Genomic DNA, 14,862 nt, shown 5'->3' on the forward strand with positions numbered 1-14,862 from the left:
CCGGAGGAGAAATATATTATGATTCGCAAACTCGCCCTGCTCGCCGGCGCCGGTTTCCTTGCCAAAAAGCTGTTCGACAGATCGCGCGAAGATAAGGCCGCCTCATCTCCGGGCCACCGGCCGACCGATCTTTCGGGCGATCGCCACCCGGACGGCTCAAGCCGAGCGGACGAGCATTTCCGGCCTGACCCGACTGCTACGGTCAGTGCGTCCGACCGTGAGAGCCTGCGGCCCGTCACCATGCCCGCGCCGCATGATCCGCCGGGAGTGTAGCGAGACAACGCTCAAGGAAGAGGATATGCCGGTCACGGGTTGGAAACTGGACGCGGAGGAGCGCAAGGTGCTGCTGGAGCGTTTTCCACCCCTGTGGCCCGACATCATCGCCGACCATGTGACGCTGGACGCGAAGGCGAGCGAGCAGGACCCGCTGCCCGATGAAAGCAGCGCCCACATTGTCGGCAGCATCAGTGACGGAGCCGGGCTTCAGGCGCTGATCGTGGCCATCGGGGGCACCACCGGCCGTCCCGATGGCGGCACCTATCACATCACCTGGTCGCTGGACCGCAGCCGGGGCCGCGCGGCCGTGGAAAGCAATGACGTGATCGCCGATCGCGGCTGGAATGCGCTCGACGATCCAGTGCCGATCCGCCTCATACCCGCACGGTTCTAACGCCATGCGGCCGTTTCTCGACTGCGGCGGCCCGGTCCCTGTGGAAGGGAAGGGAGAGGATGATGGGCGACTATGAAAAGCGCCGCCGCCAGATGGTCGATGTCCAGATAGCCGGGCGCGGCATTCGCGACCCGCGCGTACTGAAAGCGATGCGCGCAGTGCCAAGAGAGCGATTCGTCGGCGAAGGCATGGAAGAGTTCGCCTATGAGGATGCGGCCCTTCCCATCGAGGAACAGCAGACCATTTCCCAACCCTATATCGTCGCCGCCATGATAGAGGCGGCGGAGATTGTGGCGGGTGACCGGGTGCTGGAGGTCGGCGCGGGGTCGGGCTATGCCGCCGCTGTGCTGGGGCAGATCGCCGCCGAGGTGTTCGCGATCGAGCGTCATGAGCCGCTCGCCAGAATCGCGCGCAAACGGATGGCCATGCTGGGCTATGACAATGTCGACATCAGGGTTGGCGACGGCACGCTAGGCTTACCGGAAGAAGCGCCCTTCGATGCGATATTGGTGGCCGCGGGCGGACCGGTGGTTCCCGTTTCGCTCAAGGAGCAGCTGGCGATTGGCGGACATCTGCTCATGCCGGTCGGCGATCCGGGCAATCAGCAGCTGCGCAAGATCACGCGGGTGGGCCAGGACGGCTATGAAGGGCAGTCGCTGGGCGCGGTCATGTTCGTGCCACTGATCGGCGAGCAAGGCTGGCGCGAGGATGGGCGACAAACCCGGTGACGCCGCTTGGTCCTGAAGACGATCGCGGCGTGGCGGGAGCTTATCCCTTCCGGGAATGCCTGTCATTAATATTGGGGCTGGCCTTGATAGCTGTCCGCGACATTGTTGCCGGTGGTCTGGTTTTCCTGCAATTCCTCTCCATGCCAGACATTGCGGGCAATGAAGATGACGAAGATGATCGCGGCAAGGATGGCGATGATGATCGCCGCGGCCTTGCCGCGTTTGCGCGGGGTTGGTGGATCGGCACGGTTCATTCTGCCGGTCAGCGGTTGCGATCGAGATAATCGGTCACGGCGCTGACGCTATGGCCGACCATTTCGACGGCTTCCTCAAGCTGGCTGCGAGACGCTTGCAGGCGCTGCGACCAATATTGGACCTCCAGATCCGTCTTCAGCCCCACATGCTTCAGGTCGCGCGGAACGGGTGGTTCCCCGCTGTTCGCGGCAGGATGAACGTCCATGCTCATCATGGCCTTCGGCTCCTTTGCTGATGATCAATGGCCTTGATGGCGCATCGCGCCCTCGCCGCCTCCGTTCAGCATGTCGATATGATGCTGGACCACGGGCACGATCTTCGCGGCCGCGGATTTCAGCGGTTCGGACGATCCCGACGTTGCATAACCCTGATGCAGGGCCAGCGCCTGAGCGTGCGCGGCTTTCTGCTGATCCCAATAAAGCTTGTCGCGCGCTTCGCCGCTGGCCTTGGTGAGCGCAGCGATCTTGCTGCGCTGGTCGGGCGTCATCTGCGGCGGCGGAGCCTTGACCTGCGCCTTCGCGGCGGCAGCCTTCACCATCGCGGTGCTCTTACTATGGTCCTGCACCATCATCGTGGCGAAGGAACGCACCTTGGCGTCCTTAGTGGACCGCAGCACGAGCTGGCTGGAGGTCTTTTCGAACAGGTCGCTCGCGCCCGCACTGGCCACATAGGTACTGGGGGTCTGAGCGGCGGCAGCGGCGGGAAGCGCGGCAAGCAGCGAGACGGCAATGAAGCATGTTCTGGCAGTCATGGAATTCTCCTCTCTTCCGTTCAGCGCTCACCATCAGCCCAGGTTCCAGCCAAGGCGAGGGAACAGCATAACATGCATCAGCGGACATACCGGCGCGGCTGGACCGATGATGAACAGCAGTGCACGTTCACCGCTTCTAAAAGCCATTTCGTCGCGCACAGGGCGAAATGCCAACATAGGTAAAAGAGGACTCACACAGATTTGAGTGAGAAGGATGAGCCGGGGGGCTGAACAGGGAAGTGTCCATGTTGAGCCAAGTCGCATCCAGCGAATTACATGCCCATTTCCGTCCGCATCAATTTCTGGCGCGGGAGGATGAGAAACCTGTCGCGATCTTTCGCATCGATGAAGGCTGGGCCTGCCGATATCGCTTGTTGCCCGATGGACGGCGCCAGATCACAGCGCTCTATCTGCCGGGCGATTATTGCGACCCGCATTGGGCGTTGGGCGGAAAGCCGTCTCAGCCCATCGTTGCCTTGACCAATGTGAGGGCGACTCGCTTGCCCTGCGTTCCGCCGTCTGCGACATCCGGCGAAGGTCAGCAGGCATTCTGGCGGAGCCTGAGCGACATGATAGAGCGGCAGACCAACTGGTTGGTCACGCTGGGCCGCAAGACCGCGCTGGAAAAGGTCGCGCATCTGCTGCTGGAACTGTTCGAACGGCTGCGCATGTCCGGCCTGACTTATGGCCAGCAATGCGCGATGCCGCTCACCCAGATGGAGATTGCCGATCTGACCGGGCTAACCCCTGTTCATGTCAACCGGACGCTCCAGGTGATGCGGACTCGCGGCTTGGTCGAGCTTCAGGCGAAGTGGCTGCGCATACCGGACCTGCGCGCCTTACGACAGGCGGCAGCCCTGCGCACGCAGGGAATGGCCGCCTGACCGGCGATCACAACTTGCTGTTCCCCAGGCCTTGCGCGCCTTCATGATCTGACCGGGTGCCGGTGTCCGGCTGCGGCTTGTCCTGCTTGGTGGCGCGCGTAGGTTCGGGATCGCCGCCACGCGCGGACTTTTCCTCGTCCCGCGACCCGATGTCGTGTGCGGTGTTGCCGCCGCCCGCCCCTGACTGGCCGCCGATGGACGGTTCGTCATGAAGGTCGCTGTCGTCTCTGCCTTCACTTCGGTTTTGCTGGTTCATCATCCTTGTCCTGTTGCTGCTGAGCCGGTCCCCCTGCTACCGGATCGCTGTCAAAGTCTTCCGGGTTGCCGCCGCCACCCGCTCCCGCGCCGCTGCCTTCGACCACGCCAGATCCGCCACGGGCGCGGTGGCCGCGATTATCGTCGCGTCCAGTGGAAAGGGGCAGCGGCTTGGCTTTGGCGATATTGGTGTCCTCATCGCCCTGGTAGATCGGTGCGGAAAGGTCATCCGAGCGCTTGTCATTCATCGGACCCGCGCCCTCTTTCGCCAGCGCCCTCCTGTCCGGCGCGGCTGTCGTCTTCCTCTCCGCGCCGGGTCATGGTCTGCGGATTATAGTTGGACGGAATTGCGCCGCCACTCAGCGGATCGCGATCAGGCTCGCGGTCGAGCGTATCGCTCGGCCGCCGGGCGGAACCCTCCGGCTGATTTTCCGTCGAGATGTTGGGGTTGCGGGTCTGCTGCGTCGGCAGCGTCCTTTCGCTGCGATCAGGATCAGTCATTTTCCTCTCCTCAGGCCAGTTTCAGCCCTTCCTGGTTCATCCGGCGCGTCAGGGTGCCGTTAGCCGCGCGGTCAAGCCCTTCCTTGAGCCGCGGGAAGAGTTCATCCTCCTCGCGGCGCATATGCGCTTCGATATCCGCGCGGAAGCTGGCGAGCTTGGCCTGGAAGGCAGCATGGTCCTTCAACAGGTCGCCCAGTTCATAGAGATACTGCTTCACATAGCCATGCTCTCCGGTGAGCGTGTCGGCCTCTTCCTTCATGCCTGCCAGGCGCATCGCGGCATAGATGGCATTCTCCTCCTCCATCGCGTGCTTGCCCAGCGCATGTTTGAGCTGGGTCAGCAGCGTGGCGCGGCGGCCATTGGCTTCGGGGCCGGTCTGTTGCAGCTTGTCGAACAGGGCCAGTGCCATCTTATGTTCAAGGGCCAGCGCCTTGTCCCAATCGCCTGCAAGAGCGGTCGGAGCCTGAACGGCGAACTTTCGGCCAACAGCCCCGATCAGGGCAAGGCCAGCGCCAATGCCCGCGCCGATCAGCGCGTCACGGCTGCCGCTGTGCGTAATACGGTGGAACGTCGCCTGTGCGCCCATAATGTCATCCTCCAATGCAGATATTTCCTTGAAAAACGAGCGCCAGCGGGTGCTGTTCCCCGTCGCGGCCAAAGGCGGGGAAGAGAGTTACCCATGTTAGCAAGCTGCGTTTTTGCGATGGTTTCGCGACAAAGTTCGGAACGGCCCGCGCGGCTGCTGGTTGGCCACACGTCAACACAAGCCTGACAATGAAGGAGGTCAGCATGGCCGATCATCTCGCGCCAGGGGAGCATGACGACGCGCCCCTCGCAACGGCGAAGCAAGCGGACAGGAGAGAGCAGGCCGCGAGCGGCCTGGACGAGGCCAAGGGCGATGCCGTGTCCGGCAAGACGGTCACGATCAACCGGCCGCGGCAGGAAATATACGACTTCTGGCGTGACGTGACCAACCTGCCCAAGGTGATGGAAAATCTGGTGTCGGTCAACGCCGTGGACGGTCAGCGTTCGCGATGGGTGGTGAAGGCACCGGGCGGCGGCACGGTCGAATGGATATCGGTGATCACAGAGGACAGACCCGGCGAACTGATCGCCTGGGCCTCCGAAGAGGGCGCGGAGGTGCCGAACAGCGGCAGCATAGAGTTTCGCGACGCTCCGGGCGGACGCGGCACATGGGTCAGCGCGACCATCCTCTACGATCCGCCCGCCGGTTTCATCGGCAAGGTGATCGCCAAGATGTTCCAGCGCGAACCGGCGATCCAGGCGCGGCGCGACCTGCGCCGCCTGAAGCAGTTTCTGGAAACCGGGGAAATCGCGACGGCCGCCCGCAACCGGCGGCAATATGAAGAGGAGCAGAACTGATGCGCGCGCTCACCTGGCACGGCAAGCATGACGTCCGCGTCGAAACGGTCGATGATCCTGAGATCGTCAACCCCCGCGATGCCATCATCAAGATCACGTCGACCGCCATCTGCGGGTCCGACCTTCACCTGTATGACGCCTATATCCCGACATTGCAGAAGGGCGACATATTGGGCCACGAATTCATGGGTGAAGTAGTCGATATCGGGCCCGGTTCGACATTGAAGAAAGGGCAGCGCGTCGTGGTGCCCTTCACCATTTCGTGCGGCAGTTGTTTTCATTGCAGCAAGCATCAATATTCCGCCTGCGACAATGGGCTGCCCGCCGACAATCAGGACATCGCCCAGCCGATCTACGGCCAGCCCATGGCGGGCCTGTTCGGGTACAGCCATATGACCGGCGGCTATGCGGGCGGTCAGGCGGAATATGTGCGCGTACCCTTTTCCGACGTGGGACCGATCGTGATCCCGGACGGCGTGGATGACGACAAGGTGCTGTTCCTGTCCGACATTCTGCCCACCGGCTGGATGGCGGCGGAGAATGCGGAGATCGAGCCGGGCGATACGGTCGCGGTGTGGGGATGCGGGCCTGTGGGCCTGTTCGCGGTCCAGTCCGCCTTCCTGATGGGCGCCGAGCGGGTGATCGCGATCGACCATTTCCCGCGCAGGCTGGAACTGGCGAAACGTTTCGGTGCGGAAACGATCAACTATGAGGAAAGCCGCACCTATGAGGCGCTGATGGAGATGACGGGCGGCATCGGCCCGGACGCCTGCATCGACGCGGTCGGGCTGGAGGCGCATGGTTTCTTCGCCGACAATGTGTGGGACCAGATCAAGGTGTCGACCTTCATGGGCACCGACCGCGCCCATTCCATCCGTCAGGCGATCATCGCCTGCCGCAAGGGCGGCCGCGTGTCCATGCCCGCCGTCTATGGCGGCTTCGTGGACAAGTTCCCGCTGGGCGCCTTCATGGAAAAGGGGCTGACGCTGAAAACCGGCCAGACCCATGTGCAGCATTATATGCCGGGCCTTCTGAACGCGATCATGGAGGACAAGGTCGATACCACCTTCCTGATCAGTCACCGCATGCCTTTGGAGCAGGCGGCCGAAGGATATAAGATGTTCCACGACCAGCAGAATGAAGTGACCAAGATCGTGCTGAAACCCGGCATGGATCAGGCCCCGGCGGCTTGAAAGGAAAGAGGATCATGACTTCAGGAAAACTGGCGATCGTTACCGGCGCGTCGACCGGGATTGGTTTTGAACTGGCCCATGTCGCGGCGAAGGATGGATATGACCTGATCGTCGTCGCGGATGAACCGCTGATCGAGGCCGCCGCCAAGGATTTCAGGCAGCATGGAACGCAGGTGGAGGCGGTGGAGGCCGACCTGTCCACGCTGGAAGGCGTCGACCGGCTGCTGAACGCGGCGGGCGGGCGGCAGATCGACCTGCTGTGCGCCAATGCAGGGCGCGGGGTCGGCCATGCCTTTCTGGAACAGGATGTGGCGGATTGGCGCAAGGTGATCGATACGAATATCACCGGCACGCTCTATCTGTTGCAGAAGGTGCTGCGGCCGATGGTGGCGCGGAACGATGGCAAGGTGCTGATCACCGGGTCGATCGCTGGCTTCATCCCCGGCGCGTTCCACGCCGTCTATAATGGCAGCAAGGCCTTCATCGACAGCTTCGCCGACGCCATCCGCAACGAGATAAAGGACAGCGAAGGCGTGACCGTCACCACATTGATGCCCGGCGCGACGGATACGGAATTTTTCGAACGCGCCGACATGCTGGACACCAAGGTCGGGCAGCAGGAAAAGGACGATCCGGCCAAGGTTGCCCAAGACGGCTGGGACGCGCTGATGGCGGGCAAGGCGCACATCATTTCAGGATGGAAGAACAAGGTGCAGGCCGCCGCCGCCCATGTCGCGCCAGCATCCATGCTGGCCGAACAGCACCGGCATATGGCTGAACCGGGATCGGACAAGAAATAAGCCGGATGGAGCGCGGGTGAGGGGGGGGGGAACAGTCCCGTCACTCACCCGTTCCATCAATTCATGATAAGCGATCCCGCCATTTTCGACCCGCCGCCGGATTCGGTCGCATTCTATACGGAAAGCCTCCAGCATCTGGTCGATTCCGGCATCCCCTTCATGCTTTCGGGCACTTATGCGCTGGGGTGCCATACCGGCATCGTGCGGCCGACCAAGGATCTGGATGTCTTCTGCAAGGCGGGCGACGCGCCGCGCATCCTGGCCTATTTCAAGCATCTGGGGCATGAGGTCGAGTTCGAGGATGAGCGCTGGATCGGAAAAGTCTGGCGCGACAAGAACTTCTTCGACGTCATCTACAATATATCCTCGGCCAGCCTGCCGGTCACGGAAGAATGGTTTCGCGATGTCTCCTATGCCGAAGTCTATGGCGTGGATGTTCGGATCACCCCGCCGACAGAGTTCATCCTGTCGAAGATCTTCATACAGGATCGCTACCGCTATGATGGGGCCGATGTCGTCCATGTCATCCTGAAACAGCATGACCGAATCGACTGGCAAAGATTGCTGGATGCGGTGGAACTGCATTGGGAATTGCTGCTGATCCATCTTCTGAACTTCCGCTTCATCTATCCGACGGAGCGGCATTGCGTTCCCCTGTGGCTGTTCGAGGAACTGCTGGGACGGTTGCAGACGCGATCGGAACTGCCGGTGCCCAACATCCGCGTATGCCGGGGAAGATTGCTGAGCCCGCGCGATTATCTGGTGGACATCACCGAATGGGGCTTTGCCGACGTGGTTGGAAAAGGGCTTGAGGAGAGCCATGACCGGAACAAATGACGCGCCGCGCCACAGCGGCCTGACGCTGGCGGCGATCGGCGACCTGCATGTGACCGACACATCCGAGCATCGCTACCGCGCAATGTTCGAGGAGATTTCGCAACAGGCCGACATATTGGCGCTGTGCGGCGATCTCACCAATTTCGGCAAAACGCGCGAGGCGGAGATATTGGCGGAGGACCTGCACGCATGCAGCATCCCCACGGTCGCCGTGCTGGGCAATCACGATTATGAATGCGGCCAGCCCGAAGAGGTCGCGCGCATCCTGCATGGCGCTGGCGTCACCGTGCTGGACGATCAGGCGGTGGAGATAAAGGGCATCGGCTTTGCGGGCGTGAAGGGTTTTGTCGGCGGCTTTGGCCGGGGCGAACTGGGCGCGTTTGGTGAAAAGGCCATCAAGGGATTTGTCGAAGAGTCGATCAATGAGGCGCGCAAGCTGGAAAATGCGCTGCGGTCGCTGCGCACCGACAAATGCGTGGCGGTGCTGCATTATTCGCCCGTGCCCGACACCGTTCAGGGGGAGCCGCCCGAAATCTTTCCTTTTCTGGGATCTTCGCGTCTGGCCGAAGCGATCGACCGTTTCGACAATGTGCGCTTCGCCGTGCATGGCCATGCGCACAGGGGCGCTTTCGAAGGAAAAACGCCGCGCGGAATTCCCGTTTACAATTGCGCGCAATTCGTCGTTTCGGAGCGTTTTGAGCGGCCCTACGCCCTGATCGCGCTCTGACGCGCCCTACTCCCTCCATTTCGGTGGAGATTGCCCCCTTTCGGGATGCTTTCGGCCTTAAACCTCACCGTTGCGGTTACAGTTCGGGATGAATCGCAAGGGGATTGGCCTACGCCTGCTGCTTCAGGGACGTGATATGCAGGGGGCAGGGCCAAGGCATGCGATGGGGGCGAATGTGGGACTGGCTGAGCGTGGCGGCGGCGGCTTGCCTGCTGTCCGCTGCTCCGGCCGCCGGGGCGCAGATCGCCAATCCGGGAACCGGCGCTGCGAGCGCGCCAGCGATTGACCGGGAGCGGGCCGATCGCGTCGAGCCCGGCATTCCGTCAGCGCCGCCCGCCACGCCGCGCCCGCCCGCGCCGTCCGTCAACCTTTCACCCGGTGCGGAGCCCGCAGCCAGCGTCCGTCTGGCCCGCGTCATATATATGGGCGCGTCGCTGCCCGCTGCGGAACTGGACAAGGCGGTCGCGCCCTTCACGGGGCGGCCGTTGACGCGCGAGACGTTGCAGGGGGTGGCAGGCGCGGTCAGCGCGGCCTATGCGCGCAGCGACATCGCCTTTTATGCCGTGTCTATCCCCGCGCAAATTCCCGCCGCTGGCCAGTTGATCGTGCGGGTGGTGGAAGGGCGGGTGACGGACTATCGCCTCGCGGGCCTGTCGCCCAGCCTGCCGGTCAGGCTGATCGACACGCATATGAAGCGGGTGATGGCGGGCGCGCCGCTGCGCAAGTCGGTGCTGGAGCGCGCCCTGTCGCTGATGCGCGATATTCCGGGGCAGACGGTCGATGCGCGTGTGCGGCAGGGGGTGAAGGCTGGCGACCTGATCATCGACCTGATCGTCAAGCGCAAGCAGTTGCAGATCGGCGTGATGATCGACAATAGCGGCGTCAGCAATGTGGTGGACGGCGTGCAGGCGCAGCTTTCCGTGACCGCCAATGGCGTGCTGCGCGAAGGAGACAGCACGCGCGTCGCGGGATATCTGCCCTTCTATCCTGAACGCTATCAGCTTTATTCGTTGAGCCACAGCACGCCCATCGGCACCAACGGAATGACCCTGTCGGCCAATGCGGCGCATGTGAAATCGCGCCAGCGCGACGGCATGATAGAGGGGGAAGCGACGCTGGCAGGGATTGCGATCAGCCACCCGGTCATCCGGTCGAACAAGAGCAACCTGACGGTGAACGCTTCCATCGATGGCGTTGACAGCAGCAACTATTATCTGGACGTGCGCTTTGGCGATTATAAGTCGCGCGCGGTGAGGCTGGGCGCGTCCTGGTCCCACGCCGATGGGGCCAGCGGAGAGGCCGCTTCCACCGTGGTCAGCCAGGGCGTGGGGATTTTGGGCGCGAAGGCGTTTGCGGGATTTTCCGAGGTCGGCTTTACAAAGGCGAACATGCAGGCGGTTGCCGTGCGCAGCCTGTCGAAGCGGCTGTCCGTCAAGATTTCGGTGAAGGGCCAATATAGCCGCGACAGGCTGCCCGTGACGGAGCGTTTCGCTCTGGGCGGCAGGGGCGCGGGCATGGCGTTCCGTCTTGGCGTGCGCACGGCGGAGCAAGCCGCTGCCGCATCGGCGGAGGTGAACTGGACATTGCCGCCCAAGACCGTGCCGTTCAAGGAGGCTGCCTTGTTCGCCTATGCCGATGGCGCGGTCGCTCATGCGGTCGCGCGGCCCTTCTACCGCCTTGCTGCGGAGGATTATTCGCTAGCGTCTGCCGGTGGCGGGGTGCGGGTGGCGCTGGGCGGCAAATGGCGGGCGAGCGCCGAAGTGGCGGTGCCGGTGAAGCATCCCGATCGCGCCCATAGCGGCCGGGCGCAATTCTTCTTTGGATTGGGGCGCGCCTTCTGACGAGCGCGATCTTGCGTGTGCGCAAATGGATTCCCGCTGCGCCGCCGATGGCCGGCGCTACGCGTGCTTGAGCGGGAAGTCCGTTCGGAGGTTGAGAGGAGACAGCCATGAACAATGTGTGGGAGGTCTGGCCGTCCGCGCTGACCCCGGCCGAATGCGACGCCATCATCAAGCGCGCGTCGGCTTACGCGGATCAGGCGGCGACCGTCGGTTTCGACCATAGCAGCCGCAGCGATGCGCACTATCGTTCGTCGCTCATCCGCTGGCTGGACCCGCATCGCGAAAAGGATATCGTCCAGCGGCTGATGCAATTTGTCGACGCGTCCAACCGGACGAATTTCGGCATCGACATCGTTGCGCCCTATGAGGTGCAGTTCACCGAATATCATGGCGACCAGCATGGCAAATATGATTGGCACCATGATGTCTGGCTGGAATCCTCGCGGCCGTTCGACCGGAAGCTGTCGGTGGTGGTGCAGCTTTCCGACCCGGGCGATTATGAGGGCGGCGCGTTCGAATTTTATCAGGTGCAGCAGCCCGGCATGACCTTCGCGCCGCGCGGGAGCCTGCTGATCTTCCCCTCCTTCCTCCAGCATCGCGTGCTGCCTGTTACGAGCGGGGTGCGGCGGAGCCTGGTGACATGGGTCGAAGGTCCCCGCTGGCGATAGAGATATAACCGTTATGGATCAAAGCCTGATCTGGGCGATTTCGCTCCGGTTGCGTATGAAGCGCCCGGATCGGCTGGGGTTCCCACGGTATATGTCTGTGATTGCGGGTTTGCCGAGGCCGTTATAGAGCTTTGCGTGTTCTGATGCGGGCATTGCGGAGGGCGTTTCCGCTGCCGCGCACGGTCCTGAACGGATGTAACCAGATCGGCCTTTTATGAACGAGCGGGAAGGGATTGCCGTGCTTAGCCTGTGCGCATTGCGAGACGTTCGCGATGCAACAGGGAGATTATTCCATGTCCTTTGTGGGGCCGATTCACTCCGTCCGGCGCACCCTTTTATGCGCCACGGCGATACCTCTTTTCCTCCTGAGCGCCTGCGCTGACGGTGTCGGGTTCGACATCGGCGCGGGCGGCGGGAAAAATCCGTCTGGTCCGTCTGGTCCTTCCGGCCCGACAAGTCCCGGAGGACCCACTGGTCCCACCGGCCCGGCTGGTCCAAACGGTCCCGATGGTCCGGGCGGTCCGTCCGGCCCGAATGGTCCCAGCGGACCGAGTGGCCCTGCTGGACCCGGAGGCCCGACTGGTCCTGGTGGTCCTACTGGCCCTGGCGGCCCTGCCGGTCCTGGTGGTCCGACCGGCCCCAGCGGTCCCACGGGCCCCGGCGGTCCTACTGGTCCGGGTGGTCCTACCGGTCCGGGAGGTCCTACTGGGCCGGGTGGGCCGACTGGTCCCGGCGGGCCGGGGAATCCCGCTGGTCCAACCCTCAATGGTCCATTGATCGGAGCGAACCTGGGCAATCAGGTCATTGCGGGACCGAGCGGGACGGATACGGTGATCGGCGTCAATATCCTGCCGGGCCAGACGCCAGCGGCCGGGACGGTCGCCACCGTCGATCTGCTGACGGGCGACGGCACTGTGGTGCAGGTCGCGCTGCCCACGACGCCCGGCGCGGTTCAGCAGGGGCTGGCGCCCGTCGGCACGCTCACCGGAGCGCTGCTGGGAAGCGAGGTTGGCGGAGCCGTGACGCAGATCACGAACGGCGTTTCGCCGGTCGTGGCGGCCGCCACCTCGACCGCCGACCAGGTGACGGGGCCGCTGCTGGAAGCCGTAAACGGCGCCTTGTCTCCCGTCCTGTCCCCGCTGGTGGGAGAGAATGGCGCGCTGGCGCCTGTCACCGGCCTTGTCGAGGGCGTCGTGGGCGGCCTCACCGGATCGCTCCAGGGGGGAGGAGCGGCCGGATCGGCGCTGACGGGCCCATTGGTCGCCACCAATATCGGCGGCAATGTGCTGAGCGGCGGATCTTCCACTGACAGCGTGATCGGCGTCAACCTGCTGCCGTCCGCAGCGCAGCCGGTGCAAGGCCAACTGCTGACCGCCGATGTGCTGACGTCCAGCGCCATCGTCGATGTCACCGTGCCGACGACTGCGGCGGGGGTGGAAGCGGGCCTTGCGCCCGTGGGCAACCTGGCCGGAGCGCTTCTGGGGCCGCAAGCCGGGAGCGCGGTCGATCAGGTGTCGGCGGCCGTCGCGCCAGTCGTCGCCACGGCCACGGCGGTGGTGGACAGCGTGGTTTCGCCCGTGCTGGACGCGGTCAATGGCCTGGCTCCGGCGCTGCCCGGAGGAGCGACCGGCGAATCGCCGCTGGCGCCCGTCACGGGCGTGCTCAAGCCGGTGCTGAGCCCCGAAGGCCCTGTGGGCGGCGTGCTCGCGCCAGTGACCGGCGTGGTGGGCGGCCTGCTGGCACCGATCACCGGAGGAGCAGGCGGCGGCGGGAGCAGCCCGGCTGCGCCGGTGACCGGCCTTCTCGGCGGCTTGCTGGGCAAGTGACGAGGGCGCGCGCGGCCTTGCCCCACAGGATCGCGCGCGTTTTCCAAGCCTCCATGCCCTTGCGAGGCCAAAGGGCGGAGGCGGGGCGAGGGGGCGGCTGGTGCCGCCTCCTCAAACCCTTCTTCATGCGCGCGGGACGGCGCGCCAATATCATCAGGAAAGGGATCGCCTTGCAGACCGCGACGGCACACCGCACCGGCCAGCTGATGGTCATCAGCCTCAACAATTATCTTGCCGTCGAGGCCGCCTATGGCGCGGAGGCCGCGCGCAGCGCGATGGAGCATCTGCGGCGGACGGCGGAACGGCATTTCGGACGCGCCACGCTGCGCAGCGTCCACCGGCATGAGATGCAATTGCTGGTGAGCCATGCGCCGCTGCGATGCCTGCCCGGCGGATCGGCGGCGGAGACGCTCTGTTCCGTGCTGATGGAGCAGCCATATCGATGGGGCGACGAAGAGATATTATTGTCCGTGTCGGCAGCAAGCGCGGCGGTCAGCGCGATGGAGGACCCGCTGGACGACAGTCTGGCGGAGGCGCGAGGGCGGCTGGCCTTGTCCTGCCTTCAAGGCGCGCAGATCTTCAGCCGTTCGCACGAGGCGGTGGCGCAGTATCGCAAGGATATGGCGGCCGCCGCCGGATTGATGCGGCTGGTGCGGCGCGGCGCGGCCTTCTTCACCTGGCGTCCGGTTGCGCAGCCTGACGACCCCGGCCTTATCCTCTATTATGAAGCGATGCTGCGCCGGGTCGGCCATATGGGTGAGCAGATCGATTGCGCGGACGGCTATGCCGCGCTGGACCGGCTGGGCATGGCCTATCTGCTCGACCGGCGGATGCTGTCGGATGTGATCGATGAACTGGAAGGCGACCCCGCGGCCTGCCTGAACGTCGCCATTTCCAGCCAGAGCCTGTCACTGAACCTGCTGGGCGAGGAGACGGGGTGGAATGACATGATTGAGCGGCTGAAGCGCGATCCCGGCCTTGCCCGCAGGCTGGTGATCGAGATTGCCGACAATGGCGGCATGCCCCATTTTCGCGATGCCGTCGCGTTCGTGCGCGGCCTGCGCGAACTCGGCGTGCGCATCGCCATCGGCCGGTTCGGGTCGGGCCATGCATCCATCGGTCAGTTGATGGCGCTGTCACCCGATGCGATAAAGATCGACAGCGCGTTCATGCACACCGCCTATCAGTCCGGCCGCAACCGCGCGCGCGTCAGTCACCTGATCGGCCTGGCGCGGACCATGAGTCCCATCGTCATACTGGACGGGGTGGAATCGCCCTGGCACCTGCACATCGCCAGAGAGGAAGAGGCGCAATGGGTCGCTGGATCGCATCTGGGCAGACCCAGCCTGCGGCGCGGATGGCTGAACGCCGGTTACAGCGCCACGGTCGCGTCGCTGACGGCGTTCAACAGCGCATTTCAGGCGGCGGACTCGGGGGGACAGCGCCTGCCGAACTGACGATGTTGCGTGCACGCAAGAGGCCCTTTTTGCGTGTTTGCACCGAAGCGAACCTAGTTGCTGGCGCGCCGGTCCGCCTGACCCGC

Annotated in this window: 20 protein-coding genes; 13 read left to right on the forward strand and 7 right to left on the reverse strand. The window is 64.0% G+C overall.

The window, feature by feature from the left end; all coding sequences use genetic code 11:
* The first annotated feature begins 18 nt into the window (after nt 1–18).
* The 3 genes from ET21_RS0120440 (at nt 19) to ET21_RS0120450 (ending at nt 1,398) form a co-directional block, all read left to right on the forward strand.
* Entirely contained in the window at nt 19–273 is a 255-nt protein-coding gene (locus ET21_RS0120440; RefSeq protein WP_030541119.1) for a hypothetical protein, read from the forward strand.
* 25 nt (nt 274–298) lie between these two features.
* Complete coding sequence (locus ET21_RS0120445; RefSeq protein WP_030541120.1) at nt 299–670, forward strand: hypothetical protein; 372 nt, start codon at nt 299–301, stop codon at nt 668–670.
* Nucleotides 671–732: 62 nt separating this feature from the next.
* The gene (locus ET21_RS0120450) at nt 733–1,398 is read left to right on the forward strand and encodes a protein-L-isoaspartate(D-aspartate) O-methyltransferase (protein ID WP_081856810.1); all 666 of its coding nucleotides are present in this window, start codon (nt 733–735) and stop codon (nt 1,396–1,398) included.
* Between the two features lie 65 nt (nt 1,399–1,463).
* On the opposite strand, the gene ET21_RS0120455 is transcribed toward ET21_RS0120450, so the two are convergent.
* Genes ET21_RS0120455 through ET21_RS0120465 form a run of 3 tightly spaced genes read right to left on the reverse strand, consistent with a single transcriptional unit; the run spans nt 1,464 to nt 2,404 of the window.
* A complete protein-coding gene (locus ET21_RS0120455) occupies nt 1,464–1,652 on the reverse strand; it encodes a hypothetical protein (RefSeq protein WP_021237114.1) in 189 nt (62 codons plus the stop codon).
* An 8-nt stretch (nt 1,653–1,660) separates the two neighbouring features.
* On the reverse strand, nt 1,661–1,867 hold the full coding sequence (locus ET21_RS26100; protein WP_021237115.1) for a DUF3606 domain-containing protein: 207 nt from the start codon (nt 1,865–1,867) through the stop codon (nt 1,661–1,663).
* Nucleotides 1,868–1,891: 24 nt separating this feature from the next.
* Nucleotides 1,892–2,404, reverse strand: coding sequence for a DUF4142 domain-containing protein (locus tag ET21_RS0120465; protein ID WP_030541122.1), 513 nt, complete (start codon nt 2,402–2,404; stop codon nt 1,892–1,894).
* 245 nt (nt 2,405–2,649) lie between these two features.
* Between ET21_RS0120465 and ET21_RS0120470 the strand changes: the two genes are divergently transcribed.
* Entirely contained in the window at nt 2,650–3,288 is a 639-nt protein-coding gene (locus ET21_RS0120470) for a Crp/Fnr family transcriptional regulator (RefSeq protein ID WP_030541123.1), read from the forward strand.
* A gap of 7 nt (nt 3,289–3,295) precedes the next feature.
* On the opposite strand, the gene ET21_RS0120475 is transcribed toward ET21_RS0120470, so the two are convergent.
* The 4 genes from ET21_RS0120475 to ET21_RS0120490 are packed head-to-tail and all read right to left on the reverse strand — an operon-like array spanning nt 3,296 to nt 4,645.
* Nucleotides 3,296–3,544 carry a hypothetical protein gene (locus ET21_RS0120475; protein ID WP_030541124.1) on the reverse strand — a complete coding sequence of 83 codons (249 nt, stop codon included), beginning with the start codon at nt 3,542–3,544 and terminating at the stop codon, nt 3,296–3,298.
* Nucleotides 3,522–3,791, reverse strand: coding sequence for a hypothetical protein (locus tag ET21_RS0120480; protein ID WP_030541125.1), 270 nt, complete (start codon nt 3,789–3,791; stop codon nt 3,522–3,524). The genes ET21_RS0120475 and ET21_RS0120480 overlap by 23 nt, the downstream gene beginning before the upstream one ends.
* A complete protein-coding gene (locus ET21_RS0120485) occupies nt 3,784–4,044 on the reverse strand; it encodes a hypothetical protein (protein ID WP_030541126.1) in 261 nt (86 codons plus the stop codon). The genes ET21_RS0120480 and ET21_RS0120485 overlap by 8 nt, the downstream gene beginning before the upstream one ends.
* Before the next feature lie 10 nt (nt 4,045–4,054).
* Nucleotides 4,055–4,645: a hemerythrin domain-containing protein gene (locus tag ET21_RS0120490; protein ID WP_237751616.1), complete on the reverse strand. Its 591-nt coding sequence runs from the start codon at nt 4,643–4,645 to the stop codon at nt 4,055–4,057.
* Between the two features lie 188 nt (nt 4,646–4,833).
* Between ET21_RS0120490 and ET21_RS0120495 the strand changes: the two genes are divergently transcribed.
* From ET21_RS0120495 to ET21_RS0120535, 9 genes are all read left to right on the forward strand, one after another.
* The gene (locus tag ET21_RS0120495) at nt 4,834–5,427 is read left to right on the forward strand and encodes an SRPBCC family protein (protein ID WP_030541128.1); all 594 of its coding nucleotides are present in this window, start codon (nt 4,834–4,836) and stop codon (nt 5,425–5,427) included.
* On the forward strand, nt 5,427–6,620 hold the full coding sequence (locus ET21_RS0120500) for a zinc-dependent alcohol dehydrogenase (RefSeq protein ID WP_021237123.1): 1,194 nt from the start codon (nt 5,427–5,429) through the stop codon (nt 6,618–6,620). The genes ET21_RS0120495 and ET21_RS0120500 overlap by 1 nt, the downstream gene beginning before the upstream one ends.
* A 14-nt stretch (nt 6,621–6,634) precedes the next feature.
* Complete coding sequence (locus tag ET21_RS0120505; RefSeq protein WP_030541129.1) at nt 6,635–7,420, forward strand: SDR family oxidoreductase; 786 nt, start codon at nt 6,635–6,637, stop codon at nt 7,418–7,420.
* A gap of 63 nt (nt 7,421–7,483) precedes the next feature.
* Nucleotides 7,484–8,257, forward strand: coding sequence for a nucleotidyltransferase (locus tag ET21_RS0120510; RefSeq protein WP_030541130.1), 774 nt, complete (start codon nt 7,484–7,486; stop codon nt 8,255–8,257).
* Entirely contained in the window at nt 8,241–8,984 is a 744-nt protein-coding gene (locus tag ET21_RS0120515; protein WP_021237126.1) for a metallophosphoesterase, read from the forward strand. The genes ET21_RS0120510 and ET21_RS0120515 overlap by 17 nt, the downstream gene beginning before the upstream one ends.
* 173 nt (nt 8,985–9,157) lie before the next feature.
* Nucleotides 9,158–10,825 carry a ShlB/FhaC/HecB family hemolysin secretion/activation protein gene (locus ET21_RS0120520; RefSeq protein ID WP_237751617.1) on the forward strand — a complete coding sequence of 556 codons (1,668 nt, stop codon included), beginning with the start codon at nt 9,158–9,160 and terminating at the stop codon, nt 10,823–10,825.
* Between the two features lie 107 nt (nt 10,826–10,932).
* On the forward strand, nt 10,933–11,493 hold the full coding sequence (locus ET21_RS0120525) for a 2OG-Fe(II) oxygenase (protein ID WP_030541132.1): 561 nt from the start codon (nt 10,933–10,935) through the stop codon (nt 11,491–11,493).
* A 773-nt stretch (nt 11,494–12,266) separates the two neighbouring features.
* The gene (locus tag ET21_RS27305; RefSeq protein WP_237751618.1) at nt 12,267–13,319 is read left to right on the forward strand and encodes a hypothetical protein; all 1,053 of its coding nucleotides are present in this window, start codon (nt 12,267–12,269) and stop codon (nt 13,317–13,319) included.
* 170 nt (nt 13,320–13,489) lie between these two features.
* Nucleotides 13,490–14,776 (forward strand): EAL domain-containing protein, encoded by a 1,287-nt coding sequence (locus ET21_RS0120535; RefSeq protein ID WP_162180722.1) that lies wholly within the window; start codon nt 13,490–13,492, stop codon nt 14,774–14,776.
* Nucleotides 14,777–14,862 lie beyond the last annotated feature (86 nt).

It is taken from the genome of Sphingobium sp. DC-2 (genome assembly GCF_000722555.1).
In the GTDB taxonomy this organism is placed as follows: Bacteria; Pseudomonadota; Alphaproteobacteria; order Sphingomonadales; family Sphingomonadaceae; genus Sphingobium; species Sphingobium quisquiliarum.